This window comes from Escherichia sp. MAL-1 (assembly GCF_052948035.1).
The window spans coordinates 2,633,471-2,659,142 of the sequence record NZ_CM129609.1; the positions used below are offsets into that span (position 1 = coordinate 2,633,471).

Here is a 25,672-nt window from a genome sequence, read left to right on the forward strand (position 1 = left end):
AATGTAAGGGTGTCATATGATTACTATTGACGGTAATGGCGCGGTTGCTTCGGTCGCATTTCGCACCAGTGAAGTTATCGCCATCTACCCTATTACCCCCAGTTCCACGATGGCAGAACAGGCTGATGCCTGGGCCGGAAACGGCTTAAAGAACGTTTGGGGAGACACACCACGCGTGGTTGAAATGCAGTCGGAAGCGGGTGCTATCGCTACCGTGCATGGCGCTTTGCAGACGGGTGCCCTTTCAACATCGTTTACGTCATCGCAGGGTTTGCTGCTGATGATCCCGACGCTGTACAAACTGGCAGGCGAACTAACACCGTTTGTCCTGCATGTAGCGGCACGTACCGTTGCCACACATGCACTCTCTATTTTTGGCGATCATTCCGACGTTATGGCGGTGCGCCAGACGGGTTGCGCGATGTTGTGTGCAGCAAACGTCCAGGAAGCGCAAGACTTTGCTCTCATTTCGCAAATCGCGACGCTGAAAAGCCGCGTGCCATTTATTCATTTCTTTGATGGTTTCCGCACGTCCCACGAAATCAATAAAATTGTCCCGCTGGCCGATGACACGATTCTTGATCTCATGCCGCAGGTCGAAATTGATGCTCATCGCGCCCGGGCACTCAACCCGGAACATCCGGTGATCCGCGGTACGTCCGCCAATCCTGACACTTATTTCCAGTCTCGCGAAGCCACCAACCCATGGTACAACGCGGTCTATGACCATGTTGAACAGGCGATGAATGATTTCTCTGCCGCGACAGGTCGTCAGTATCAGCCGTTTGAATATTACGGGCATCCGCAAGCGGAACGGGTGATTATCCTGATGGGCTCTGCCATTGGCACCTGTGAAGAAGTGGTTGATGAATTGCTAACCCGTGGCGAAAAAGTTGGCGTGCTGAAAGTTCGCCTGTACCGCCCCTTCTCCGCTAAACATTTACTGCAAGCTCTGCCGGGATCCGTACGCAGCGTGGCGGTACTGGACAGAACCAAAGAACCCGGTGCCCAGGCAGAACCGCTCTATCTGGATGTAATGACCGCACTGGCAGAAGCCTTTAATAATGGCGAGCGCGAAACTCTGCCCCGTGTCATTGGTGGGCGCTATGGTCTTTCATCCAAAGAATTTGGCCCAGACTGTGTACTGGCGGTATTTGCCGAGCTCAACGCGGCTAAACCGAAAGCGCGCTTTACGGTTGGTATTTACGATGATGTGACCAATCTGTCACTGCCGTTGCCGGAAAACACCCTGCCAAACTCGGCGAAACTGGAAGCCTTGTTTTATGGCCTTGGTAGTGATGGCAGCGTTTCCGCGACCAAAAACAATATCAAGATTATCGGTAATTCCACGCCGTGGTACGCACAGGGCTATTTTGTTTACGACTCCAAAAAGGCGGGCGGCCTGACGGTTTCTCACCTTCGAGTGAGCGAACAGCCGATTCGTTCCGCTTATCTCATTTCCCAGGCTGATTTTGTTGGCTGCCACCAGTTGCAGTTTATCGATAAATATCAGATGGCTGAGCGTTTAAAACCTGGCGGCATTTTCCTGCTCAACACGCCGTACAGCGCAGATGAAGTGTGGTCGCGCTTGCCGCAAGAAGTTCAGGCCGTGTTAAACCAGAAAAAAGCGCGCTTCTATGTGATTAACGCGGCGAAAATCGCCCGCGAATGTGGCCTGGCGGCCCGTATTAATACCGTCATGCAGATGGCTTTTTTCCATCTGACGCAAATTCTGCCTGGCGATAGCGCCCTCGCAGAATTGCAGGGTGCGATTGCCAAAAGTTACAGTAGCAAAGGCCAGGATCTGGTGGAACGCAACTGGCAGGCTCTGGCGCTGGCGCGTGAATCCGTAGAAGAAGTTCCGTTGCAACCGGTAAATCCGCACAGCGCCAATCGACCGCCAGTGGTTTCCGATGCCGCCCCTGATTTCGTGAAAACCGTAACCGCTGCGATGCTCGCCGGGCTTGGTGACGCCCTCCCCGTTTCGGCGCTGCCGCCAGACGGCACCTGGCCGATGGGCACTACGCGCTGGGAAAAACGCAATATCGCCGAAGAGATCCCCATCTGGAAAGAGGAACTCTGTACCCAATGTAACCACTGCGTTGCCGCTTGCCCACACTCAGCTATTCGCGCAAAAGTGGTGCCGCCTGAAGCGATGGAAAACGCCCCTGCCAGCCTGCATTCGCTGGATGTGAAATCGCGTGATATGCGCGGGCAGAAATATGTCTTGCAGGTGGCACCGGAAGATTGCACCGGTTGTAACCTGTGCGTCGAAGTTTGCCCGGCGAAAGACCGTCAGAATCCAGAGATTAAAGCCATCAATATGATGTCTCGCCTGGAACATGTCGAAGAAGAGAAAATCAATTACGATTTCTTCCTCAACCTGCCAGAAATCGACCGTAGCAAACTGGAACGTATTGATATTCGTACATCGCAGCTGATTACACCGCTGTTTGAATATTCAGGTGCTTGCTCCGGTTGTGGCGAGACGCCGTATATTAAATTACTGACTCAGCTCTATGGCGACCGGATGTTGATCGCTAACGCCACTGGCTGTTCTTCAATTTATGGCGGTAACCTGCCCTCTACACCGTATACCACCGATGCCAACGGTCGTGGGCCGGCATGGGCGAACTCTCTATTTGAAGATAATGCCGAATTTGGCCTTGGTTTCCGCCTGACGGTCGATCAACACCGTGTCCGCGTGCTGCGTCTGCTGGATCAATTTGCCGATAAAATCCCGGCGGAATTACTGACGGCGTTGAAATCAGACGCCACGCCAGAGGTTCGTCGTGAACAGGTTGCAGCTTTACGCCAGCAACTCAACGATGTTGCCGAAGCACATGAACTGCTACGTGATGCAGATGCACTGGTGGAAAAATCAATCTGGCTGATTGGTGGTGATGGCTGGGCTTACGATATCGGCTTTGGCGGTCTGGATCATGTATTGAGTTTGACGGAAAACGTCAACATTCTGGTGCTGGATACGCAATGCTATTCCAACACCGGTGGTCAGGCGTCGAAAGCGACACCGCTGGGTGCAGTAACTAAATTTGGCGAGCACGGCAAACGTAAAGCGCGTAAAGATCTTGGCGTCAGTATGATGATGTACGGTCATGTTTATGTGGCGCAGATTTCTCTCGGCGCGCAGCTGAACCAGACGGTGAAAGCGATTCAGGAAGCGGAAGCGTATCCGGGGCCATCGCTGATCATTGCTTATAGCCCGTGTGAAGAGCATGGTTACGATCTGGCACTCAGCCACGACCAGATGCGCCAACTCACAGCTACCGGCTTCTGGCCGCTATATCGCTTTGATCCGCGTCGTGCCGATGAAGGCAAACTGCCGCTGGCCTTGGATTCACGCCCGCCGTCAGAAGCACTGGAAGAAACGTTACTTCACGAGCAACGTTTCCGTCGGCTGAATTCGCAGCAGCCAGAAGTGGCAGAACAGTTATGGAAAGATGCTGCAGCTGATTTGCAAAAACGCTATGACTTCCTGGCACAAATGGCCGGAAAAGCGGAAAAAAGCAACACCGATTAAATGCTCTGGATAAGGATTATCCAATTCTAAAAAAAAAGCCCGGACGACTGTTCGGGCTTGTCTTTTTATATGTTGGAAAATCAGTGGCAATGCAATGGCCCAACAGAAAATAAAATCTGTGACAATAAAGGCATATAACCCGCGCAGAATAACGTATAGCAAATTAAAAGTATAATTTTTATTTTGTATGTATTATCTTCGATACATTCACCAGACTTATTATCATTTCAGAGGAATTATTTGATTAAGGTTTTACTTAAGGCGTAACAAATGATATTTATCGGCTAACTGAACTTCTCCTTTAGGATATTTTCACTCCCCGAAATGGGGATAAAAGGCAAATAAAATAACTAAAGGATTTATTCAATGAAAAGCAAAGTACTGGCACTTTTAATTCCTGCCCTGCTCGCCGCAGGTGCTGCACATGCAGCCGAAGTTTATAATAAAGACGGCAACAAATTAGATCTGTATGGCAAAGTTGATGGCCTGCATTATTTTTCTGATAATTCAGCGAAAGATGGCGACCAGAGCTATGCGCGTCTGGGTTTTAAAGGCGAAACCCAAATTAACGATCAACTCACTGGCTACGGTCAATGGGAATACAATATTCAGGCAAACAACACTGAATCTTCAAAAAACCAGTCATGGACCCGTCTGGCATTTACCGGGCTGAAATTTGCAGATTACGGTTCTTTCGATTACGGACGTAATTATGGCGTAATGTACGACATCGAAGGCTGGACCGATATGCTGCCTGAATTTGGCGGTGACTCTTATACCAATGCAGACAACTTTATGACTGGTCGAGCCAATGGCGTCGCGACTTATCGTAATACTGATTTCTTCGGTCTGGTAAATGGTCTGAACTTCGCGGTGCAGTATCAAGGTAACAACGAAGGAGCCAGTAATGGTCAGGAAGGCACCAACAACGGACGTGATGTTCGCCATGAAAACGGTGACGGCTGGGGTCTTTCCACAACATATGATTTAGGCATGGGCTTTAGCGCTGGTGCGGCATACACCTCTTCTGACCGCACCAATGACCAGGTTAACCATACTGCGGCGGGTGGTGATAAAGCAGACGCGTGGACTGCTGGGCTAAAATACGATGCTAACAATATTTACCTGGCAACCATGTATTCAGAAACGCGTAATATGACCCCGTTTGGCGACAGCGATTATGCTGTGGCAAACAAAACCCAGAATTTTGAAGTCACTGCACAGTACCAGTTTGATTTTGGTCTGCGTCCGGCAGTCTCTTTCCTGATGTCTAAAGGCCGTGACCTGCACGCTGCGGGTGGTGCAGACAACCCGGCAGGTGTTGATGATAAAGATCTGGTTAAATACGCCGATGTTGGCGCGACTTACTATTTCAATAAAAACATGTCCACCTACGTTGACTATAAAATCAACCTGTTGGATGAAGATGACAGCTTCTACGCTGCCAATGGCATCTCTACCGATGATATTGTCGCTTTAGGTCTGGTTTATCAGTTCTAAATCCTCCTGCCCGCTGTTATGGCGGGCTTTTTCTGCTTATTCTTCCTCCTTTGATCTAAATTAAAAATGTGAACTCCGTCATTACACAAAAAGTGTCATCTGGCGTTACACTTTATGCGGATACTAAAACAGGAGGTTTTATGAACAGAACGATTCTTGTCCCTATCGATATTTCCGATTCAGAATTAACTCAACGCGTGATTAGCCACGTTGAGGAAGAGGCAAAGATTGATGATGCAGAGGTTCATTTCCTTACGGTAATACCTTCACTGCCCTACTATGCCTCTCTGGGTTTAGCGTATTCCGCAGAATTACCGGCAATGGATGACCTGAAAGCGGAAGCCAAATCGCAACTGGAAGAGATCATTAAAAAATTTAAACTGCCAACCGACAGAGTGCATGTCCATGTTGAGGAAGGCTCGCCCAAAGACCGCATTCTGGAATTGGCGAAGAAGATCCCCGCTCATATGATCATCATTGCTTCCCATCGACCGGATATCACCACTTATCTGCTCGGTTCCAACGCCGCAGCTGTAGTGCGTCACGCAGAGTGCTCCGTGCTGGTTGTGCGCTGATACTAACGCCCGCACATTGCTGCGGGCTTTTTGATTCATTTCGCAAATGTGCTGACATTTTCCCCTCTAATCCGTACCATACACGCCACAGTTTTTTATATCAGATTTCTTATGCTGGGCGTTCCGGCATGACGCATACTCTTCTGATGCCATATAACGAATTGAGTCGCTTTTAAATGTCGCAAAATCAAGAAATTAGTAAGAAAGAACAATACAACCTGAACAAGTAAGGGCAAAAATCACAACTATCTGACTCATAAGTGTTTTACTTATTTTTCAATGTGTTAAACATCATCAGCGAGAACAATAAACTACGATAATCCACTCTTTTTTTGCCCCTTTTTTGCCCCTTTTGCAGCGTTTTGCCCCATTTTTGCCACAAAAAAAATTCCAAAACGTCTCAATCAAAGTCAAACCAACCGCAGCACGTTCTTGCATACGACGTGACTGCGGTTTTTCAACTATTCAGATACATCACTCCCATCACATTCATTCCTCCGCATCATAGGCATATAGGCTATATCACCTTGATATTTTTCTTCTTCAGATAAAAACTGTTATCTATGTATACTTTTAAACCCAATCTGTGTAGAGTCTCTGCATAAGATAGTTTGCAGTTGCCGCTTCAGCTTGCGCCATAAACCGCCTGATTTTTGCTGCCACCTGTTAGCATTCCTGTATACCTGAAACGACAATGTTTATCTACGAACTTTAAGAACACCCAAGATAAAAATTGTCAACTATATCATATATAACACATTACTAATTCGAGGCTATATGAACAGCATACTGATAATCACATCTCTCCTTATCATATTCAGCATTTTTAGTCATGCCCTAATAAAATTAGGGATTGGCATATCCAATAACCCAGACAAAACCGATGTATAAGTCAACATATCCTGAATCAGACATACAATATCGCAATGAAAATCAATAATATTTTAAGGAATATCTTCATGAAATCAAAAGACACCCTAAAGTGGTTCCCTGCGCAGCTTCCTGAAGTAAGAATTATCCTAGGGAATGCTGTAGTGGAAGTAGCAAAACAGGGAAGACCTATCAATACCAGAACATTGCTTGATTACATTGAAGGAAACATAAAGAAAAAATCATGGCTGGATAACAAAGAATTATTACAAACAGCGATATCAGTTCTTAAAGACAACCAAAATTTAAATGGTAAAATGTAATATAATAAACTTACTTTTTTATCATTTTTCCACTTTAACAACATTTTGCTCCACTTTTCCACGACCAAACAACTTGAAATCTGGTTAAAATAACACGCAACACTATTCTTCTTCCTTGAGTCCGCCCGGAACTCGAAAAACAAACCGAGTTAAAGCCATTTTTCACAAAATCGATTTTGGGTCTCACCAAAATTACGGGGTTGCATACGCATTCGTTTATTTTCGAACGTGTACATACAAATATGCACAAAAATAATCATAATTATTTTCTGAGATGCATTATGATATGAACACCAATTTCGTATAGAGTCTCACTATGTCTCGAATTTTTGCTTACTGTCGGATATCAACGCTGGATCAGACCACCGAAAATCAACGCCGGGAAATCGAAAGTGCAGGTTTTAAAATCAAACCTCAGCAAATAATCGAAGAACACATTAGCGGCTCAGCAGCAACCAGTGAGCGTCCTGGTTTTAACCGGTTGCTTGCTCGCCTGAAATGTGGTGATCAATTGATTGTGACAAAACTGGATCGCCTTGGTTGTAATGCAATGGATATCAGGAAAACAGTGGAACAACTGACCGAAACAGGTATCAGAGTGCATTGCTTAGCATTGGCTGGCATTGACCTGACCAGTCCAACAGGAAAAATGATGATGCAAGTAATTTCAGCAGTCGCTGAATTTGAACGAGACCTTTTACTTGAACGCACTCATTCCGGGATAGTAAGAGCCCGCGGCGCAGGGAAACGTTTTGGTCGACCACCTGTGTTAAATGAAGAACAGAAACAGGTGGTATTCGAACGAATTAAGTCAGGTGTAAGTATAAGTGCCATTGCCCGGGAATTCAAAACCTCGCGGCAAACCATTTTAAGAGCCAAAGCAAAACTTCAGACACCTGACATATAAAAAATAATCTCGGTGTGAGATGCTTTACGTCTTCCAAGCCCCCTTCCTTGCCGTAAATGGAAAGATACATCTAATTATAGAATTTATATGTTTTACCCTACGGCAGTGCTGGCCATTCAATATCCTGTGCAGTTGACGTATCAACACGGTTCAGCAATACCCGATACTTTTTCCATGCTTCCAGCAACGAGATTTCTTCCTCCGTTGCAATTTCCAGATCTGCAGCATCCTGAAGCGGCGCAATATGCTCACTGGCTACCTGCATCAGGTTGTTTTTTGTTTCTTCCGCCTCCCGGATCCGGAACAGTTTTTCTGCTTCCGTATCCTTCACCCAGGCTGTGCCGTTCCACTTCTGATATTCCCCTCCCGGCGATAACCAGGTAACATTTTCCGGTAACGGACCGAGTTCAGAAATAAATAACGCGTCGCCGGAAGCCACGTCATAGACGGTTTTTCCCCGATGATCTTCAACGAGATGCCACGATGCCTCATCACTGTTGAAAACAGCCACGAAGCCTGCCGGAATATCTGGCGGTGCAATATCGGTACTGTTTGCTGGCAGACCTGTATGAGGCGGAATATATGCGTCACCTTCACCAATAAATTCATTAGTTCCGGCCAGCAGATTATAAATTTTTATGGTCCGTGGTTGTTCACTCATTCTGAATGCCATTATGCAAGCCTCACAATATAGTTAAATGCGATGTTTTTGACGGTGTTTTCCGCGTTACCAGCAGCGTTAACGGTGATGGTGTGTCCATGTGAGCCAATCGCAACCGAGTGCGTATGAGCACCAATACCGACAGTATGTGCGTGTGCACCTGCGCTTGCAGCAGTACCCGATACAGAGTGCGTATGAGCGCCTGCAGAAGAAGTGTTAACACTGTATTTAGAATAATCAGGTGATCCACTTCCCGGAGCACCACTGGAACCACCTGAAACAAATGTCATCGAATGGGTATGTGCACCGGCTGAAGCAGCCGTACCGCTAACACTATGGGTATGCGCACCAGTGTTATTCGTGGATTTAGTGCCGTAATCAAACGACGATGTGGTTTTCGTCCCCAAATCCGTACTGGATACGCAGGCGCTGTGGGTGTGTGATTTAATGCCGTCCTGTTCCTGAGACAATACGGCCCGACCACTGGCGGGCTTGCCCTTAATCGTCCAGCCACGCATATCAGGGATCACGCCTGACGGATAAGCGGCTGCAAGTTTCGGGTATGCAGATTTGTCAAAAGTCTGCCCCTGCATCAGGGCATAACCAGACGGAACGGTATCTGATGGCCACGGGATTGGTGCGCCGACTGGGTAGCTTTCTGGTGGAAGATTTTTCGAGGTATAAACTTCTGCCCAGTCTTCCTCAAAACCATAGCCATCTCTTGAGGAACGGTAGAACAGACCTCCATTTCTGTAATGTGCCTTCATCTGCAAGGTCCGGCAACTTCCGACTCCGGTATAGAAGTTAACCAGAATATAGGTGTCGCCAGAGCGGGTGACATTGTAAGCGCCTGATTCGGCATTCCAGGGAACGCCACCATCCGCATCGGCATATGTATCCGTTGCCCTTCTGGCAAAAGCAGCCACATGCGCGGCGGTTAAAGTGATATCAGTAGAACCATCAAATGGAACACCGGATATTTTTCTTGCAGTCTGAAGTTTTGTAGCAGTTGCAGCATTACCAGTGGTGTTCTGATTACCCGTAGTGTTTACACCTGGAAGGTTAATATTTGCAGAACCGTCGAAAACAACTCCACCGATAGATCTTGCCGTCTGCAATTTCGTGGCTGTACTTGCATTACCATTCAATGAACCAGTTAATCCACCTGTAACAGACAACGGACCTGAAACTGTTCCTCCGGTTGTTGGCAGTGCTCCAATATCTGATGGTGTAGGTTTCTGATGTGAGCTATACATCGTATAAACAACACCATAGGTAACGCTGGAAGGCTTACTCGCTGAATATGTTGGCGAGGTATAAACAGAAACTGACGCATTTGCAGTACAATCCCAATGGATATTTACACTCGTCGCATAATTGCCAATCTCAACGTAAATATCATATGTATCGCCGGATGTGTTGATCCAGGCGAAATTCGTTAATCCGACGGCTGTACGCTTCCACAAAGCCCCGGTAATTCCTTTGGGGTTTCCATTGCCTGCTCGTAGAACCAGTTCTGAAATGCCTGCCTGATGTGGGGAACCGACGTTGTAACCAGCGCCACCAATCAATGCGATGTAAACGATGGAACTCGCTTGTGGCATGGTAACCGTAGCCAGTTTGAACCACCCAGCCCCGCCAGAGAAAGACATCGTTACTGAATTTAAAGTACCAATATCTTTCGGCGTTAATGTTATATCCGCAGTCAGTGCTTTTCCGTTAACTTTTCGGTTAGATGGCACCCTGCTATTCGCATTGTCATTGGCTGCTTTAACTGCTTTTGGCGTTGCGGCCAGCGATTCACTGGTGCTATCAACAGCACTGCTAAGTTTCACAACACCTTTAGTTGTAAGGCTTGCGTCTTCCATCGCAACTGCACCGGCAATCTCTTCAGCACGATCAGCAGCAGCTTCCGCACGGGTCGCAGCGGATTCAGCAGTAGTTTTGCTCTGAGATGCTGCCGTCGCACTGCCTGCCGCCTCTGTTGCTTTCGTGGATGCCGTCGTGGCGCTGCCCCGCGCTGCTGACGCCTGTCTGGTCGCCTCATCTTTTGAAGCAGACGCCGATGATGCCGATGACGCCGCCGAACTGGCTGACGATGCGGCAGCCGTTTTTGAGGATTCTGCGCTGGTTTCCGACGCTTTCGCGTTCGTTTCGGATGTCTTCGCTGCGGAAGCAGACCTCGCTGCTGCGCTGGCCTGTTCAGTAGCTTCGCCAGCCTTCGTTGTGGCTGTTGAAGCAGACGATGCGGCACTTTCTGCCGACTTTCCGGCAGCGGTGGCACTGGCTGAGGCCTGCCCGGCACTTGTTGACGCGGCGCTGGCAGATGATGCAGCCGCTGTTTTTGAGTCTGCTGCTGCGGAGGCACTCTGTTCCGCTGCCGTTTCAGAAGACTTAGCGTTCGTCTCGGACGTTTTTGCCGCGTTCGCGGAATTGCCTGCCGCCGTTGCCGAGGAAGCGGAACTACTGGCGCTCGAGGCTGCGCTCATTTCTGATGATTTTGCCGCCTCTTTTGAAGCCGACGCATCCCTGGCTGAGGAGGCAGCTTCTGACGCTTTCGTGGTCGCGGTGGATGCAGAAGTGGCGGCTGATTGTTGTGACGCTGCCGCATTCGTTTCTGACGTTTTTGCCGCACCGGCACTGGTGGCCGCCGCGCTTTTTGAGGACTCTGCAGCGGCAGCACTTTTTAATGCTTCAGTGGCCTTTGTTGATGCCGTTCCTGCGCTGGAAGACGCTGACTGAGCCGACGACGCGGCCTGTCCGGCTGACGTGCTGGCTGCGCGTGCTGAGCCTGCAGCATCAGTCGCATGGGTTGCCGCCTCACGGGCAGATGTGCCGGCATCACTGGCTGACTTCTTCGCGGCTGCCGTGTTCTGTGCCACCGCGGACGCGTTACGCGCCACCTCTTCCACCATCAGTTCAAAACGGCGCAGAGCCTCCGGACGGGCATCATCCTCCGTCATGGCACCGAGAAAATCATTCAGCGTACCGGGTCGGGAATCTTCATACACGGTGATGGTCCCGGCATGTGACGGCGGGAATCCTTCCACCAACAGAATAACGCTGTACTGACCGTACTCAACGTCCATGCTGTAACGCCCGGCTTCATCCGGATTTTCTGAGGCCAGCGTGTTCACCACCACCGTGGTGCTGTTACGTTTTGCTTTCAGCTGGATTGTGCAGTTCTGTACCGGTTTTCCTGTGCCGTCTTTCAGTACACCTGAAATCTTTACTGCCATATTCACCCCACAAAAAAGCCCGCCTGAACCGGCGGGCTGTCATAACACTGTGTTACCTGGCTAATCAGAACTTATAACCGACACCCACGATGAAACCGTCAGTGCGCCAGTCGCCACTGCCGGAGCCTTCATAAGCAATATCAATGGCCACGGATTCGGTCGGGTTAAACTGCACGCCAGCTCCCCACGCCAGAGACGTGTTGCTGTGGCGACCGTCATCACTTCCGGTCAGCACATCGTGCTTTTTCCCCTTGTTGTCAGTTACGCGGAGATAATCCCCGGAGAAAGTCGACACACGGCTGTAAGCCACACCCGCCATCGCATACGCGCTGAACCATTCATTCACGCGCACAGACGGCCCCGCCATTACGCTGAACCAGCGGTTACGAACGGAATCTTCATGCCAGCGGGTATCGCTGTAACGGGTAATCTGGCGATTCTTGTCTCCTGCATAGCTGAACGACGTCACCATCCCCAGTGTGTCCGTAAACTCATAACGGTATTTCACGTTAATCCCGTTCAGATCATCGCTGCCGGGAACGTTCGTCGAGGCATGAAGATACCCCGCGCTCAGCGTGGACTGATGTTCAGACGCCCATGCAGGCGCACCGGATACGGCCAGACAAATGGCTGCGGACAAAATGGCGGCATAAAGTTTACGCATAATTACCTCTCGCTTTTCTGCAATAAAAAAGGCGTCATTTCTGACGCCCGTTATGGGTTATAAAATTCAGCTGATACTGATACCTGCTGTGGATTTCTTCATCACCACAACCAGCAGATCGCTGATACTGGTTGTTGGTGTCCAGTTATTCGCTCCTGATGAAGATACGGTGAATGTCAGTGTCAGTGTCCCCTGTCCGGCAGGCATATCTATAACTGAAGAAAATACGCCCTGAGCATCCGTCGTGGACTGATTAAAAATCTCCTGACCATTGCGGGTCACTCTTAACCGGCAGGTTGAATACCAGTATGACTGTTGGTTATTACTGTTGAAATTCTCATGCTTACCACCGCGGAATAACACTGGCGGTATCATGACCTGCCGGTCAAATTTCTGATCATCACTGATTCTTACCGTGATGGTGCCACTGGCATAACTGTTCGTGCGGGGGAAAGACTTGCTGACCGTTTTGACAATATCGCCTTCAATCTGATTGGCTGACAGTTTCCCCTTAATCTGACAGTTTTCATTAATCGTGACATTGTTGAGCGTCCCTGAATTTGCATTCACATTACCGCTGATATCCGCATTTTTAGCGGTCAGCTTTCCGTCTGGTGTCAGGGAAAATGCCGGCGGATTTCCACCGCTGGTAATGGTGGGAGCCGTCAGGCGTTTCAGGAACACGTCATTCATGAATATCTGGTTGCCCTGCGCCACAAACATCGGCGTTTCATTCCCGTTTGCCGGGTCAATAAACGCGATACGGTTAGCGGCAACCAGAAACTGGCTCAGCTTGCCTTCCTCCGTGTCCTCCATGCTGAGGCCAATACCCGCGACATAATGTTTGCCGTCTTTGGTCTGCTCAATTTTGACGCCCCACATCGCATTCCATTTATCGTTAGCGTCCTTCCACTCTTTCGAAAACTCATCCAGTCTGCTGGCGTTATCCTCCGTCAGATCAACTTTTTCCAGCAGCTCTTTACCGAGATGGGATTCGGTTATCTGGCCTTTGAAAAAATCCAGGTAACCTTCCGCATCATCGCTCGCCCGACCGACGGCCTCCACGAATGCCGATTTGCCAACGGTGTTCACACTGCGGATATAAAAGTAATAATCATGGCCCGGTTTGATATTGATACTGGCGGCTATCCAGTACAGCCCCGCGCCAAGGTAGCGGGCTGTGGTTTCAACCTGCCTGATATCGGTAAGACGGGCTGATAATTCATTTTCGCCTGCATCACGCCCGGCAATGCGCACCTGATACCAGCCCTCATTCAGTTTCTGGCGAAACGACGGAAGCTGCGTGGCCAGCGCCCGGATGGCTTCGGCCCCCGTTTTCACACGAAGGTCGATGCGGCGGCCAAATCGTTGTAAATCCCCGTAAAGGCAGATGCGTGCCATGCCCGGTGACGCCAGAGGGAGTGTGTGCGTCGCTGCCATTTGTCTGTATACCTCTCTCGTTTGCTCAGTTGTTCAGGAATATGGTGCAACAGCTCGCCGTCGCCGCAGTAAATGGCGGCATGATTCGGCACCGATGAACCAAAACAGCACAGCAGCACATCGCCCGGCTGCGCCGCTGACAACGGCACCTGATACAGCCCTGTGGCCTCCAGATTATCCAGATAGAGATTCTGACCGTGACGCCACCAGTCATCCCCGCGATGAAAATCCGGCATCTCAATTCCCGCCAGATGGTAAGCATCCCGGAACAGCGTGTAACAGTCCGTCACCCCGTGCTCAAAGCGCCGCCCGGTGAGATGCGGCACACAGCGGAATTTATGAATCGCCCCCCGGCAGACCAGCCACCACGGCAAATCACTCTGCACCTGCAGCCGCCGGTCGGCCTCACTCAGCCAGGGCAGACCACCGGGGTGACTGTGGACCAGTGCCACAATCTCACCCTGCATCTCTGCCCGCAGCCAGTCCTCCGGCGACATCCGGAAATACTCCTCCGGCTCACCGGAGATATTCACGCAGGGAAAATATCTTTCTCCCTCCGGCGTTTTCACCACGAAGCCGCACGACTCCGCTGGCGCACATCGGCGGGCGTGCGCCAGAATCGCTGATTCTGTCTCTGTCATGGGATTTACTGCGAAAGTTTGTTAATGGAAAGGAAGCTGCCAAAGTTGCCGACATTATTGCGAAACTTACAGCCACTCAGGCATTTGCTGCATTTATCCTTCGTGATATCGGACGTCGGCTGGTCATATTCATCCGCGACCGCCGGACCGTGATAACCGCACTCATCGCCGCGATAGGTCCAGGTGCAGGTGTTGGCCAACATGATACGTCCCGGAAAAACAGCGCCATCTGTTTCCGTCGGCGTGGACAGTACAAAGGAGGCACTCACCGCGCTCAGTTCGCTGCACTGCTCGATGCGCCAGCGGCTGATCACCTCCTGCTCCGGATCGGCGTCACTGTTTCCGTTATAGGTGATATGTTCTGTCGCTGACCACGTTCGACACACCACTCTGATTTTTCTGTTAATACCCGGCGGGCGCCAAAAAAAAGATTTATAGCCTTCATGCCGGGCTAAAAATTTTTCAAATGAATCACGTTCATTCGCCTCAACTTTGAAATCACAGGTGAAAACGCGCAGAGAATGATTAAGTCCATTTGGACTTCGTTGCTCATAACCATCGCCAAATCTTACAGTTTTTATCGATGGTTTATTTTCTGTTTTCATTCCATCCTCTGGTAACCAGTGAAATTCTTCCGTATTAGCCACTTAACATTCCCCCATCACGTCGCATATTTAACAGATTGCCCTGCACCCGCTGATCAACCATCCCCATAAGTGCTTTTATTGCCTGAGGGCCAATCTCTCCATTCTGGCCGTCATTTTGAATAGTGATTTGGTATACAGGGGCATAGGTAATATCTCCGCCTCCATTACCACTTTTACTATTAATAGCTCTGACACCAAGAGAACCATCGGAAGTTCGTGTTAATGGCATAATGGCTTCCGGTCCAGCCTCACCAAAAACACCAGCCCCTTTTGCAAAAGCAAAAAATTGCGGGGAATCATAAATACCGTTCGAATACGTGCTCAATGACGGAGACTCATAAACACCGCCCTTTGCATTCGGAATAAATTTACTAATAGCACTCCCGATAGTTCCTAAAATCCCCCCAGAAGAACTGTTACTAATGCTGTCGAAAATCCCAGTAATTGAAGCCTTTAATGCTATTCGACTAAGATCCGAAATCACGGAAGTAGCGAAAGAACGAAAATTTGCCTTGCCTGTCGTGACAAAATCACCCAGCGCATCGGTCATCCCATCAAACATCTGAGTCGTGGTTGATTTTATCTGCTCACTGATATCCTTAGTGTCATCCAGCCAGTTATTGAATCCCTGGGAGGCACCACTAACCCAGTCTCCTGCCTGAATATCGAGCTGCTCGTTTTTCTGTCTGACAATTTCTTTTTCCCGTTCCAGAGCATCATTCAGAGCCTGCATTTTCTCTTGAAAAACATGATCTGACATTCCACGGGATTTATCTGCATAGTCACGTTCAAGTTGCAGACGCTGATTGTTATATCCATGTTCAATCCGCAGTAATTCCTGCTGGCGTTGCTGATTTTTATCGCCAACCCCATAACCAGCAATCTGAATATCATACCCCTGCTGACGATTATCAATCGAAGCCTGCAATGAATCACGCCATGCTGTTATTTCGGCGGATTCCTTGATTAGCCTGTTATTCTTTTCAATCGCAACATTTTTCTCCATCAACGCGGTTATTTCTTCCCGGTGTAAGAGAAGCGATTTCTGATCCTGGGTTAATTTCGATGATGGTCGTGACTCTAGGTCGGCAATCCGCTGACGCCACTTAACCAGTTCCTGTTCAGAGGAACTTAATTTAACGGTCAACTCAGCTTGTGAACTTAGTAACGCATTCTGTTGATTCAGATGATCAATCATTCGTTGGGCTGCATCATCAGAATAACCTTTCGCCTTTGGTTGCTTTGGATCTTTATAACGCTCATTTATTTGAGCGATAAGATTATTATATTCTTCCTTTGAATACTGATTCTTTAGCTTTTCCAGTTTTGCAAGTTCACTAGCTCTCTGCTGCTCCCGGGTCTGATATTGTTTTGAAAAGGCATCTGCTCTCTGTCTGAGTTCAATTCCTTCCTGTTGTCGCTTGTTGTAATCGTTTATTGATGAATTTAGTACGTCCTGAGCAATTTTTTCTGCTTGAAGTACGCCCAATTGCTGCTTTAATCGTGCCAGCCTTTTATTTTGAGCTCCGCCATCTCCAATGCCACCTAACCCGAAAACTCCGGGTCGGGTATTTTTTTCTATTTCATCAATTTGACGGAGAACATCTGAGATTTGTTGATCAAGGGAGGTCTCACGGCCAATATCCAGCATGGAATCCCATGCCCATTTTGCGGAGTCTGCGACAGCTTTCCATGCAGTCTCAAGATAACCAAGATTTTCTTTAATCTGGTTGGTGCGCTGGATCATTGAGGATGAGTATTCTTCTGTCGCAATGCGGGCGGCCTCCTGCTGGTTCCCTTCATCCTGTAGCGCCTTAATCTGGTTATAAGTCGCAAGTGTCAGAAAATGGTACTGATCATTAAGTTTTGATATGGCACTGACAGGATCCTTTGCAATTTCATTGAAGTCATTAACCAGTTGTTCGGTTGATATTCCTGTTACTTCGCTCGTTTTTACTATCGCTGTCGTCACTTGCTCCAGCGAACTGCTCGCTACCTTTCCCGAACGCACAAGCTGATTTAATACTGCCGCCGCAGCACCAGTTGTCGAATCAGCCGCATTCCCGGCACGTTGAGCTATATCGCCCAATTGCCCGCTGGTTGTCCCCAACTGATTTCCGGTAAGAATAAGAGATTTATTAAATTCGTCCTGCTCCTGAGAGCCTTTATAGTAAGCCAGTCCTAAGACCCCAACGGCTGCTGCGGCCAGGGTAAAAGGATTAATTAATCCCAGCACATAAGAACCTACACCTTTGAGCGCCGGGCCAATCCCACCGAACATATCTTTTAGCTGGCCGCCCTGCTGCATTAACACCATAAATGGCGACTGACCAGTGGACAACCCAACAACAATATCCGTCATTTGTGCAGGCAACATGCGCATAGCAAAAGCCGTTTGTTTTGCCGACATTCCGGTTTTGCTTAATTGTGATTGAGTAACCTCAAGCTCACTCCGCATAGCACGAAGTTTTCCAGAAAGCTCCTCATACATTTCAGGAGAAAGCATCCCCTTAGCTTTTGCTTCATTGAGCTGTTTCTGTTGTTCTACCAGACGATTAAAAGCAGTTCCGACAGGATCAAGTTGAGCAATCAGACGTTGCAAAGCAACAACCTGTTCATCATGCGCTTTTGCTGCTTCTCGCTCTGCCTGAGCCTCTCCGGTAAGCTCTCGCCGTGTTTCCTGTATTTTTCGGCTATAATTCTCAAACTGAGAACCATTTATTTTCCCGGATGCAAACGCAGCATTAAGTTCATCATGCTGTTGTTCAAGATTTCTTAGCGCCGCAGCCAGAGGGTCGATCTTGTCCAGCATTCTTTGAAAGGCCTGAGCCTGCGCTTCCTGCTGGGCGGCAGCAAGTTTTCCGGCCTTCTCGACTTCTCTCTGCGCTTGCGCAACCCCGCTCAATTCCTCTGTGGTTTCATTAAGTTTACGGACAAGAAATTCATATTCTTCTTTATCAATAAGCCCTTTATCGAAAAATTTCTTTAATTCAGAATAGCGTCGACCGACAGTATCAATTGCGGCACCAACTGGATCAATAGCTGCTTTTAATTTTGCGAGCGCGTTCTTCTCATCTTCTGTTGCCTTAGTCACTTTCCCTGCGCTATTTGCAGCAGTTTCCCCGGCCTGCGTCATTTTGACTAATGAGGAGGTCAGATTGTCAGCATTATTTTTTGCTCCAGTGCTATCAATAATTATTGCGAGACGCGAGGTTTGCTCTGCCATTTATTAAAACTCCAGACAACAAAAAGCCCACCGAAGTGGGTTTCAGGCGACATAATAGTAGATATAGCGATTACGAGGCCACGCAATGCTTTTCTCCAGGAGCATCATCGATTTAATTAAAGACACCATCACATCTCTGTAACAGAGTGTACGTAATTAACAACTACACACACTGCTCCTGAAAATACTGGTCATCCAGTGCAAAGATCACTGCTTCAAACTCATCGCGCTCAATCAATACCGGATGAGTGGCTAAATATTCATTTATCTCTGTCAGAGATAAAGGCAAAGGCACCCCGGTCATTCCAGCATAACGTCGGGCACGGGATATTACCGAATAGGCGTACAACAATTCCTTAAGCACCGGGTCTATTTCTGGTTCCGGTATCGGTGGCAACCTGAGTTTTTCTCGCTTCCATCTTGCCTTTTCCCCCCTTTCTCCCCCGAACTCCGATAACCACCGCTGGGCGGCTATGGCTTTTTTATCGTATCCTGCTTCTGCTGCTCTTTACCCTGGGCGATGCTGGCTGCTTCTGCAAGGATCTGCCAGTACAACTCTGGATTCTGCTTAAGCAGCGCGATCCCTCGTTCTGGCGTATATTCCAGTGCAACCTCAGCACCATTAACCAGTTCACCAACCCCTTTCCAGTCTTTCAGCAGATAACGAGCAGCATTATCAATGAGTAAATCATCAACAGAATCTACCTCGGAAACCTTTGAAATATCAAACTCCTTCGTTCCGACGTGCAAACTGGCATCCATTTTCTCAATGTGACGACGGATTAATGCATTACGGGAGCGATACTGATCGTTATCGCTGCTTGCCACCAACAGTTTTAACCCGTCTACAGGTTTTAAGTCCTTCATTGGCGTAAACCAGCGTTCTCCACCGATGATAATTTTCTGATTAAGAATAAACATCCATAACCTCATTCAATGCGTCCCCCTGTAGTGCAGTACCACAGGGGGAATAACGGAAAATCAACTAATCGCATCAGCACTGGCTTTTGCGATCACGGCAGTCGGGGAGCATTTTTTTCTGGTTATCGTAGGTGCTTCATCTGCTGCGGTAATGCTCAATTGAACCTGGATAATGTCAGTATTACCCCCATCAGGCCATTCACCTGACACCTGAACCTTCGGGAAACTGAAAGTGTATGCCCCCTCTCCATTCGAAAGCGTGAAGCTGAACGGAACTGTTTCTCCAGTCAGTGTTTTACTCCAGATTTCCCACGCGGCTTTAGACCATGAAAGCGTCACCGTACCGGACGGTGTAAAAGTAGTCGGAATATTTGCTCCTGCATAAGGCGAGCCAGTCCCGATACAACGCTGTGTCTGGAGTTTGTTATCGAACTGAATATCAAAACTGTCGATACAAAAACCGTTACCTCCGGCAACACCATTCAGGCTTACTGCTGAAACCGCCTTAAACGAATAGCGTAACTTTCCTGCACTATCCACAGGTTCGCCTTTGATAAAATTCGTATCATCGGCCTTTGATTCCCAGCCCAGCCCGGCAAAGGTTACGGTCGCTGTAATATCGCCGTCGTTAGGGATCTGCATTTTCCATGAGCCAACCTGCGCTCCTCTGACGACAGAGGCAATTCCGACATCGGACGCATAGGTCGCCAGAGAAAATGTTATTCGCTCATTCCCCATTGTCAGAGAATCGCCTGACCATTCCGCGCCGAAACAGGATGCAAGAAAATCATCATGTTGACCCCAGCGAAATTTGGTACCAACATCACCGCCGACATCCACAGTGCCAGGCGTCGCCCCCTGAGCCATCCGGGAGCCACCAATCTCATTATTTTCGCCTTTATTCTGGGTGGGTTTTACTCCCCAGCTTGTGCGTTTTAATAAACTCCAGTCACCACTTGCTGGCGTAGTGCCTGCAACTGTCTCCCGGATAAATGCCGAGATAACCTTTGCACCTGAACTCACAGGAGCCTCCTATGTCATTAATTGCGCTAGAGCGCGTGATATGGAATTTGAAGATTAAGCTGGAACCAGCCATTCTTTTCGCCGACGGCTATTGAGGAAACAGCCTGGTAACTGAGACGATCGTCATCCTGAAACTCAAACAGTTCCCGCAATTTATCGGCTGTCTCAGTAATGAGTTTTGAACCAGAACCTGCGGGGACAAATAACTGAATAATGATTATCCCCGTGCGATAAACAACCGGCCCCGCGCCAATTTCATTAACTCCAGCCTGCCCGGGAATATTACTTAACCGCGCCCAGATTAACTTACCGGAAGGATCGAACGTTGGCGCGTTCGGATACAATACGTCTTTTCCATCAATAATCGTCTGTGCCGTCATTCTGGAAATAACCGTATTTCTGATTTCAGTAAACGTCATTTGTAAGCCTGTAAAACACCATGAAAAGCGTTGGCATACACGCCAGTTGGCGCTTGTTGTGAATGACCGTTTTCAAGAGCCTCTGCATAAGGAAGGTTATTCTGGATATAAATAACTCCGTAATTTGCAGCTTTCGAAATAACCCCGATCCCACGCTGAACCGCAATCGTACCGTTCGGATCCACGTTATCAGATATACCAAAATCGGGATGCTGTAACGACACCAGGTTGTTATTTCTGAAACGTCCGGTATCAACCGGAGCAGCAATATCAATAGCAGTAAGAATCTGCATAGCGATGTAGCGAATTTTCAGCCCCACATCTTCCTCAATCATCCCGGCAAATATTGACGGTTCTATATCCCATGCCTTTGCCATTTACGCTCTCCTTAACTGGATAGAGTAAACTGATGCGGAAGGATCTACACTCGCTGTAATTACCTCGTATCGTTGTAACTGCCTTAATACAGGATCATAAATCTCAATAATATGGTCGACAGCGGGTTTATCCGTAACCTCGCATACCAGAGCGGTTAATTTAAGGTCACCATGCAAAATATTAATCCCATCAATTCTGCCCAGCTTATAACGTGTCAACACGCCTCGCCCGGTATAGATTGCGGTGGATTCGCCGCCAGTTTCCGTCACAGGATCCCAGTGCCGGTGCGTAACGTAAGAACCAGAAAAATCACTCACGGCGTCCGCTAAATCCTCATCAAAAGCAGCGGCAACCTCTGACTGAATCTCTTCACGAAGCCCCATTATCCCCCCCTCACAACCCTGACTTGTGAGCGACTAAGTCCGTACGGTTTCAGCAGTGCTATCGCAAGCTGTAAATCGGGTTTGCCATCTCTGGAAGCCTGCGCCGCTGCCTTGTCGAATTCTGCTATATCGCGCCACTGGTAGAGATGATTCTCGCCCCAGCAATAACGGCAGTTAACACGGCGAAATTGTGCAAGCTGATTGGGGTCGGCCAGGACAATGGCCATCAACTGACTCACTAGTAAATCCAGGTCTGCGGTATAGCGTTTCTGGTACTGATTGCGGAAGTAGCTGATAGCGCGAAAAACCCTGGCATTTCTAAGCATACGACTGGCGTTGCTGTTAGCTGTCGCACCTTGCCCCTCATAACCGGCTAGTCGGTACGCCTCTGTCGGCTTTTTACCCTGAGCAACAAGCATCGCAAACTTAGCCTGCTGGTCAGAAATGCCGAATTCATCGGGACAGAACGAAAATTCCTCCGCGTCGCCCTCATTCAGGCCCGCATCGAATACTGGCTTTTTTTCCTGAGATTTTTCGTTCCGCTTTTGTGCAGTCTGCGCAGATTTTTTCTGCGCACTTTTTTGCGCAGTTTTGCGCATTTCTGTCTGCGCATTTTTCGGAGTTTTTTTGATGTAACGACGGGCTGTTGCGTAATTCAGTCCCCTTGCTTCACACCATGCCACCGGAGATATACCGGAGCGGGTGTATTCAGCAATATACTCCTGCTGCAACGCCCCCCAGTCCGGTCTGCTCATCAGTTAGTCCTGATTTTTATCCACCCTGAGTAGTTCGCGCAGAGCAAAGGCATCCCCTTTTCTGGCAAGCTTAAACAATGCCGCTCGTAACTCGGCTTCACCTTTCGCTCTGCCCTTACGGATGGCCGCATAAAAATCTGTCATTGCTTCCCGATTTTCTTTCAGTCGGTTCAGATCAACATCCAGAACGTCAGCGATTTGTTGTGCAGTCATCCGGCACGCTGCCAGAGACTCGACTTTCGAATACGGAATCATTTGTCACCCCCATTGATATGCAGGGTGTCTTCTTCCTGTATTTTTCGTGAAGGATTTTTACTGCAGCGTTGTTCCAGGTGACCTGATGGTGAATGCGTTTATGGCTGGCACCCATCAGTGAGATTTTTACGCACGACGGCGCATACATGACGGAGTAAAAACTTTTAACGTAGGTTCCGGAATCCAGATACAGCTCGGTCATTCCGCCGCTGTTTTTCTGCGTCTGTTTCTGCCCTAACTGGACAGCACCGATCGTCATAAACAATTCACCACAGCGACCGAGATTCGTGTACGTATTCACATCCTCGTTAATGCGCCCCATGAATGAGAACGGTCGATCAACCGAACAGATAAAGCTGTTCATTGCCTTGCGTTTCACCCACGAAGCATGGCCGCCATTGTCACCAAGAAAATCCCCGCCCTGCGACATAGCGATGGAAAGAGCAGGTATTGATTCGTAGTACGCCAGCATTTCAGAAAGGATCGCATCCAGTTTCCTTATCGGAAAATAGGCCTGGTCATAGTTGCGATCCACCCGAAACTGGAACTCGTGATAATCATCATCGAGCTGAATGAAGTATTTACACCCGACCAGTTTTGCCAGGTCGAAACAGGCATTACGGGCGTAAAAAATTGAGCGGCGGTCACAGAAATTATCGGCTTCGTCAAAACGACTGGCGATATCGGCTTTGGAAAACACCAGCACCTGTTCACCAAATTCAGCCATGTACTGATTCCGTGTCTTATCTTCATCATCAACAACGATAAAAATTTTCCCGGTATAGCCAGCACGACGCAACGTCCGGTAAGTCAGAACTTTGTCCGGTCGCCCGTGAGTCAGAATAAAGGCGCAAAAATCATCACGCATATTCCTCCTCCTCACCACCATGCATGATCTCCACCATGCGCTGCGTCATCCGGACAAATCCATTTTCAATAGCCTGCTGATAATCAATGATCACCAGCGCCGACTCCTCGAAAAAACACTGAATTTCAGAGGGGGCGTGAGCGTAATAGTCCGCAATTCTGCTGAAATTAAACACCGTGTGACGTTCTGCCGCACACAGGAGGAATTTCTCAATATCAGGCTCAAGGGACGCCGAACGTATCCGGCTGATCAGCTCCTGAGTTTTCGTATCGTCGTACAGTTCACTGATATCCGGTTTACCGCCCGACGGCTCATAAACAGGCGTATCAATTTTCGTCGTATACGGCTCCTCCTCATTTCCTGTACCGGGCAAAACATCCGTCAACAGTTCATCAATTTCTGTCGGGATGAAGCCTGTCAGGGAGACATCAAAATCAGCATTGATTAGGTCCGACAGCTCCATCCGCAACAGATCTTCATCCCAGCCAGCATTCATCGGCAGGCGATTATCTGCCAGGCGGTACGCCTTTTTCTGCTCATCCGTCAGGCCAGACAGAACAATGACCGGAACAGAATCCATTTTGAGCATTTCAGCCGCCATAACACGACCGTGACCCGCAATAATTTCGCCCTTTTCGTCAATCAGCACCGGATTAGTCCAGCCGAATTGCTTAATACTTTCTACCAGTTGTGCCACCTGCTCAGGGCTGTGCGTCCTGGCGTTGTGCGCATACGGTGACAATTCTTGTAATGGGCGATAGACTATCTTTAATTTCTCGCTCATACAGCCTTGCTTTATGAATAAAACGCACCCCAGCAGCCAGTGCTACTGGGGACGGAGGGGTTGCTGGTAAAGTTAGGTATTGGATCAATGAGTGAGTCAACATAATATTAAACTCACAATTATAAATCAGCCATATATTAGGAGCGCCAAAAAAAACCTGAAAACAATATAATAACAGGATAAATTTCAAGGCGACCAAGAATCATAGCTATGCACATTAAACATTTTGCAATGTCATTAAGCACTCCGAATGACGATGCAGTAGCCCCAAAACCTAATCCCATATTATTAATACATGCAGCCACTGTTGCAAATGATGTAAGAAAATCATATCCCATACCATTTAACACCAGTATAAAAAACACCGTGAAGAGAGTATAAAGAAAAAAGAAACTCCATACAGACCTCATTACACGATCTGTAACTATCTTCCCTCCTACATTTACACTCAACAACGCTCTGGGATGAGAAAGCTGATTTATCTCGTGTTTGCTTTGTTTGAAAAGTATAAGAAATCGAAGTGACTTAATTCCACCACAAGTTGAACCTATACATCCCCCAAAGAAACTTGACAACAGCAAAAACACTATCGTGTGCGTGGGCCAACTTGCATAATCCTGCGTAGCTAAACCATTATCAGTGAGCATGGAGCTGGCAAGAAAAAACGAATGAATAAAACTTCCATGCAAGTCATACATACCTATATGCCAGACCTGGAAAGAGGTAACAATGATCACCCCTAAGGCTATTAACAGAAAGAAACGAAGTTCAATATCTCTGATTAAAGGTTTTATCGTTTTCCTGCTAATAACAATATACCAAAGAGTGAAGTTGAAAGCCGATAGCAGGGAAAAAGAACCAGCCACCAGCTCAACCAAATAGTTATTAAAATATCCGATACTCTCGCTATGAGTTGAGAAACCACCAAGCGAAACTGTGGAAATCCCGTGACAAATAGCATCAAACAAAGGCATTCCTGCAAGTCTATAACAGACAATACAAGCAATACCTAATAAAGAATAAGTTATCCACAGTGTCCGTGACGTATCGGCCAGGCGGGGAGTGAGTTTGTCATCCTTAAATGGCCCCGGCATTTCTGACTGATAAAGCTTTGCACCACCAATACCCAATAATGGCAATACAGCAACCGCCAGAACAATAACTCCTAAACCACCTATAAAATTTAACTGTGACCGATAGTACAAATATGCCCGAGGTAATGAACTAACATCATCAATTACAGTTGCTCCTGTTGTTGTTATTCCAGAAACCCCTTCAAACAGAGCATCAATGAACGTTAAATTAAGTTCTGAGTCAATCCATAAAGGGAATGCACTAATAACAGAAAACAAAATCCAAAACATTACAATTATAATAAACCCATCACGGGTACGTAATTGAATGCCAGATTTCTTAGTTGTATACCACGCTCCGCCACCAATGCAAAAAAATATAACGAAAGTTATAAAGAAAACGAACAGGCTTTTTTCTTTATAAAACAATGCTACAACCATTGGTGGCAACATTGAAAGACTATAGAGCCAAACCAGGAACCCACACATATGAGTAACAACTCTTACATGAGATGTATTCATATCTAAATATTCTTTCAATTATAACCACCTTGCTGCAATATTATGATTATACTGTAT

General features: G+C 47.9%; 19 protein-coding genes and 5 pseudogenes. 6 read left to right on the forward strand and 18 right to left on the reverse strand.

Going from position 1 to position 25,672, the window contains the following annotated elements; all coding sequences use genetic code 11:
• The first annotated feature begins 16 nt into the window (after positions 1-16).
• The 6 genes from nifJ (at position 17) to ACU8XX_RS13045 (ending at position 7,716) form a co-directional block, all read left to right on the forward strand.
• Positions 17-3,541 carry a pyruvate:ferredoxin (flavodoxin) oxidoreductase gene (nifJ, locus tag ACU8XX_RS13020; protein WP_000628243.1) on the forward strand — a complete coding sequence of 1,175 codons (3,525 nt, stop codon included), beginning with the start codon at positions 17-19 and terminating at the stop codon, positions 3,539-3,541.
• A gap of 366 nt (positions 3,542-3,907) precedes the next feature.
• Positions 3,908-5,041 (forward strand): porin OmpN, encoded by a 1,134-nt coding sequence (ompN, locus tag ACU8XX_RS13025; RefSeq protein WP_097768830.1) that lies wholly within the window; start codon positions 3,908-3,910, stop codon positions 5,039-5,041.
• Between the two features lie 140 nt (positions 5,042-5,181).
• Positions 5,182-5,616 carry a universal stress protein UspF gene (gene uspF / locus ACU8XX_RS13030; RefSeq protein ID WP_001300461.1) on the forward strand — a complete coding sequence of 145 codons (435 nt, stop codon included), beginning with the start codon at positions 5,182-5,184 and terminating at the stop codon, positions 5,614-5,616.
• A 777-nt stretch (positions 5,617-6,393) separates the two neighbouring features.
• Entirely contained in the window at positions 6,394-6,507 is a 114-nt protein-coding gene (locus ACU8XX_RS13035; protein WP_120795384.1) for a YnaM/YnfT family protein, read from the forward strand.
• A gap of 68 nt (positions 6,508-6,575) precedes the next feature.
• Positions 6,576-6,809: a cold shock protein YdfK gene (ydfK, locus tag ACU8XX_RS13040; RefSeq protein WP_000836772.1), complete on the forward strand. Its 234-nt coding sequence runs from the start codon at positions 6,576-6,578 to the stop codon at positions 6,807-6,809.
• 316 nt (positions 6,810-7,125) lie between these two features.
• On the forward strand, positions 7,126-7,716 hold the full coding sequence (locus ACU8XX_RS13045) for a recombinase family protein (protein WP_000086519.1): 591 nt from the start codon (positions 7,126-7,128) through the stop codon (positions 7,714-7,716).
• Positions 7,717-7,813: 97 nt separating this feature from the next.
• Here ACU8XX_RS13045 and ACU8XX_RS13050 read toward each other — a convergent pair whose 3' ends face one another.
• From ACU8XX_RS13050 to trkG, 18 genes and pseudogenes are all read right to left on the reverse strand, one after another.
• The gene (locus ACU8XX_RS13050; protein ID WP_000885599.1) at positions 7,814-8,389 is read right to left on the reverse strand and encodes a tail fiber assembly protein; all 576 of its coding nucleotides are present in this window, start codon (positions 8,387-8,389) and stop codon (positions 7,814-7,816) included.
• Positions 8,389-11,616 (reverse strand): phage tail protein, encoded by a 3,228-nt coding sequence (locus tag ACU8XX_RS13055; protein ID WP_446908300.1) that lies wholly within the window; start codon positions 11,614-11,616, stop codon positions 8,389-8,391. Before ACU8XX_RS13055 ends, ACU8XX_RS13050 begins: the two co-directional genes overlap by 1 nt.
• Before the next feature lie 64 nt (positions 11,617-11,680).
• A complete protein-coding gene (locus tag ACU8XX_RS13060) occupies positions 11,681-12,280 on the reverse strand; it encodes an Ail/Lom family outer membrane beta-barrel protein (protein ID WP_240765168.1) in 600 nt (199 codons plus the stop codon).
• A gap of 66 nt (positions 12,281-12,346) precedes the next feature.
• Positions 12,347-13,639 (reverse strand): annotated as a pseudogene (locus ACU8XX_RS13065) (phage tail tip domain-containing protein); the annotation flags it as partial.
• The gene (locus ACU8XX_RS13070; protein ID WP_000140696.1) at positions 13,618-14,361 is read right to left on the reverse strand and encodes a C40 family peptidase; all 744 of its coding nucleotides are present in this window, start codon (positions 14,359-14,361) and stop codon (positions 13,618-13,620) included. The gene ACU8XX_RS13070 and the pseudogene ACU8XX_RS13065, both read right to left, overlap by 22 nt.
• 5 nt (positions 14,362-14,366) lie before the next feature.
• A pseudogene (locus ACU8XX_RS13075) lies at positions 14,367-14,708 on the reverse strand (phage minor tail protein L); the annotation flags it as partial.
• Positions 14,709-14,780: 72 nt separating this feature from the next.
• Positions 14,781-14,966, reverse strand: a pseudogene (locus tag ACU8XX_RS13080) (phage tail protein); the annotation flags it as partial.
• Between the two features lie 34 nt (positions 14,967-15,000).
• Positions 15,001-18,234 carry a phage tail tape measure protein gene (locus tag ACU8XX_RS13085; protein WP_446908301.1) on the reverse strand — a complete coding sequence of 1,078 codons (3,234 nt, stop codon included), beginning with the start codon at positions 18,232-18,234 and terminating at the stop codon, positions 15,001-15,003.
• 471 nt (positions 18,235-18,705) lie between these two features.
• Positions 18,706-19,065 (reverse strand): protein YdaY, encoded by a 360-nt coding sequence (gene ydaY / locus ACU8XX_RS13090; protein WP_122452218.1) that lies wholly within the window; start codon positions 19,063-19,065, stop codon positions 18,706-18,708.
• 150 nt (positions 19,066-19,215) lie between these two features.
• Positions 19,216-20,178, reverse strand: coding sequence for a phage tail tube protein (locus tag ACU8XX_RS13095; protein WP_001328756.1), 963 nt, complete (start codon positions 20,176-20,178; stop codon positions 19,216-19,218).
• A 26-nt stretch (positions 20,179-20,204) separates the two neighbouring features.
• Positions 20,205-20,597 (reverse strand): phage tail terminator-like protein, encoded by a 393-nt coding sequence (locus tag ACU8XX_RS13100; RefSeq protein WP_032237746.1) that lies wholly within the window; start codon positions 20,595-20,597, stop codon positions 20,205-20,207.
• The gene (locus ACU8XX_RS13105) at positions 20,594-20,974 is read right to left on the reverse strand and encodes a hypothetical protein (RefSeq protein WP_001029819.1); all 381 of its coding nucleotides are present in this window, start codon (positions 20,972-20,974) and stop codon (positions 20,594-20,596) included. The genes ACU8XX_RS13100 and ACU8XX_RS13105 overlap by 4 nt, the downstream gene beginning before the upstream one ends.
• Positions 20,975-21,358, reverse strand: coding sequence for a hypothetical protein (locus ACU8XX_RS13110; protein WP_000524259.1), 384 nt, complete (start codon positions 21,356-21,358; stop codon positions 20,975-20,977). It abuts the gene before it with no gap.
• A gap of 74 nt (positions 21,359-21,432) precedes the next feature.
• Positions 21,433-22,113: pseudogene (locus ACU8XX_RS13115) on the reverse strand (terminase small subunit); the annotation flags it as partial.
• A 3-nt stretch (positions 22,114-22,116) separates the two neighbouring features.
• The gene (locus ACU8XX_RS13120) at positions 22,117-22,326 is read right to left on the reverse strand and encodes a hypothetical protein (RefSeq protein ID WP_000126788.1); all 210 of its coding nucleotides are present in this window, start codon (positions 22,324-22,326) and stop codon (positions 22,117-22,119) included.
• Positions 22,304-23,236 carry a GREB1-related protein gene (locus tag ACU8XX_RS13125; RefSeq protein WP_001204037.1) on the reverse strand — a complete coding sequence of 311 codons (933 nt, stop codon included), beginning with the start codon at positions 23,234-23,236 and terminating at the stop codon, positions 22,304-22,306. The genes ACU8XX_RS13120 and ACU8XX_RS13125 overlap by 23 nt, the downstream gene beginning before the upstream one ends.
• A gap of 526 nt (positions 23,237-23,762) precedes the next feature.
• Positions 23,763-24,020 (reverse strand): annotated as a pseudogene (locus ACU8XX_RS13130) (ParB/Srx family N-terminal domain-containing protein); the annotation flags it as partial.
• A gap of 137 nt (positions 24,021-24,157) precedes the next feature.
• Positions 24,158-25,615: a Trk system potassium transporter TrkG gene (trkG, locus tag ACU8XX_RS13135; protein WP_001097895.1), complete on the reverse strand. Its 1,458-nt coding sequence runs from the start codon at positions 25,613-25,615 to the stop codon at positions 24,158-24,160.
• Between the last annotated feature and the right edge of the window lie 57 nt (positions 25,616-25,672).

Coding starts and splice junctions, on each gene's coding strand:
- uspF (WP_001300461.1), top strand. CDS start 5,182: ATGAACAGAACGATTCTTGTCCCTATCGATATTTCCGATTCAGAATTA.
- ydfK (WP_000836772.1), top strand. CDS start 6,576: ATGAAATCAAAAGACACCCTAAAGTGGTTCCCTGCGCAGCTTCCTGAA.
- trkG (WP_001097895.1), bottom strand. CDS start 25,615: ATGAATACATCTCATGTAAGAGTTGTTACTCATATGTGTGGGTTCCTG.
- ACU8XX_RS13050 (WP_000885599.1), bottom strand. CDS start 8,389: ATGGCATTCAGAATGAGTGAACAACCACGGACCATAAAAATTTATAAT.
- ACU8XX_RS13045 (WP_000086519.1), top strand. CDS start 7,126: ATGTCTCGAATTTTTGCTTACTGTCGGATATCAACGCTGGATCAGACC.
- ompN (WP_097768830.1), top strand. CDS start 3,908: ATGAAAAGCAAAGTACTGGCACTTTTAATTCCTGCCCTGCTCGCCGCA.
- ACU8XX_RS13060 (WP_240765168.1), bottom strand. CDS start 12,280: ATGCGTAAACTTTATGCCGCCATTTTGTCCGCAGCCATTTGTCTGGCC.
- ACU8XX_RS13100 (WP_032237746.1), bottom strand. CDS start 20,597: ATGACGTTTACTGAAATCAGAAATACGGTTATTTCCAGAATGACGGCA.
- ACU8XX_RS13070 (WP_000140696.1), bottom strand. CDS start 14,361: ATGACAGAGACAGAATCAGCGATTCTGGCGCACGCCCGCCGATGTGCG.
- ACU8XX_RS13105 (WP_001029819.1), bottom strand. CDS start 20,974: ATGGCAAAGGCATGGGATATAGAACCGTCAATATTTGCCGGGATGATT.
- ACU8XX_RS13055 (WP_446908300.1), bottom strand. CDS start 11,616: ATGGCAGTAAAGATTTCAGGTGTACTGAAAGACGGCACAGGAAAACCG.
- ACU8XX_RS13125 (WP_001204037.1), bottom strand. CDS start 23,236: ATGCGTGATGATTTTTGCGCCTTTATTCTGACTCACGGGCGACCGGAC.
- ACU8XX_RS13085 (WP_446908301.1), bottom strand. CDS start 18,234: ATGGCAGAGCAAACCTCGCGTCTCGCAATAATTATTGATAGCACTGGA.
- ACU8XX_RS13110 (WP_000524259.1), bottom strand. CDS start 21,358: ATGGGGCTTCGTGAAGAGATTCAGTCAGAGGTTGCCGCTGCTTTTGAT.
- ACU8XX_RS13035 (WP_120795384.1), top strand. CDS start 6,394: ATGAACAGCATACTGATAATCACATCTCTCCTTATCATATTCAGCATT.
- nifJ (WP_000628243.1), top strand. CDS start 17: ATGATTACTATTGACGGTAATGGCGCGGTTGCTTCGGTCGCATTTCGC.
- ACU8XX_RS13120 (WP_000126788.1), bottom strand. CDS start 22,326: ATGACTGCACAACAAATCGCTGACGTTCTGGATGTTGATCTGAACCGA.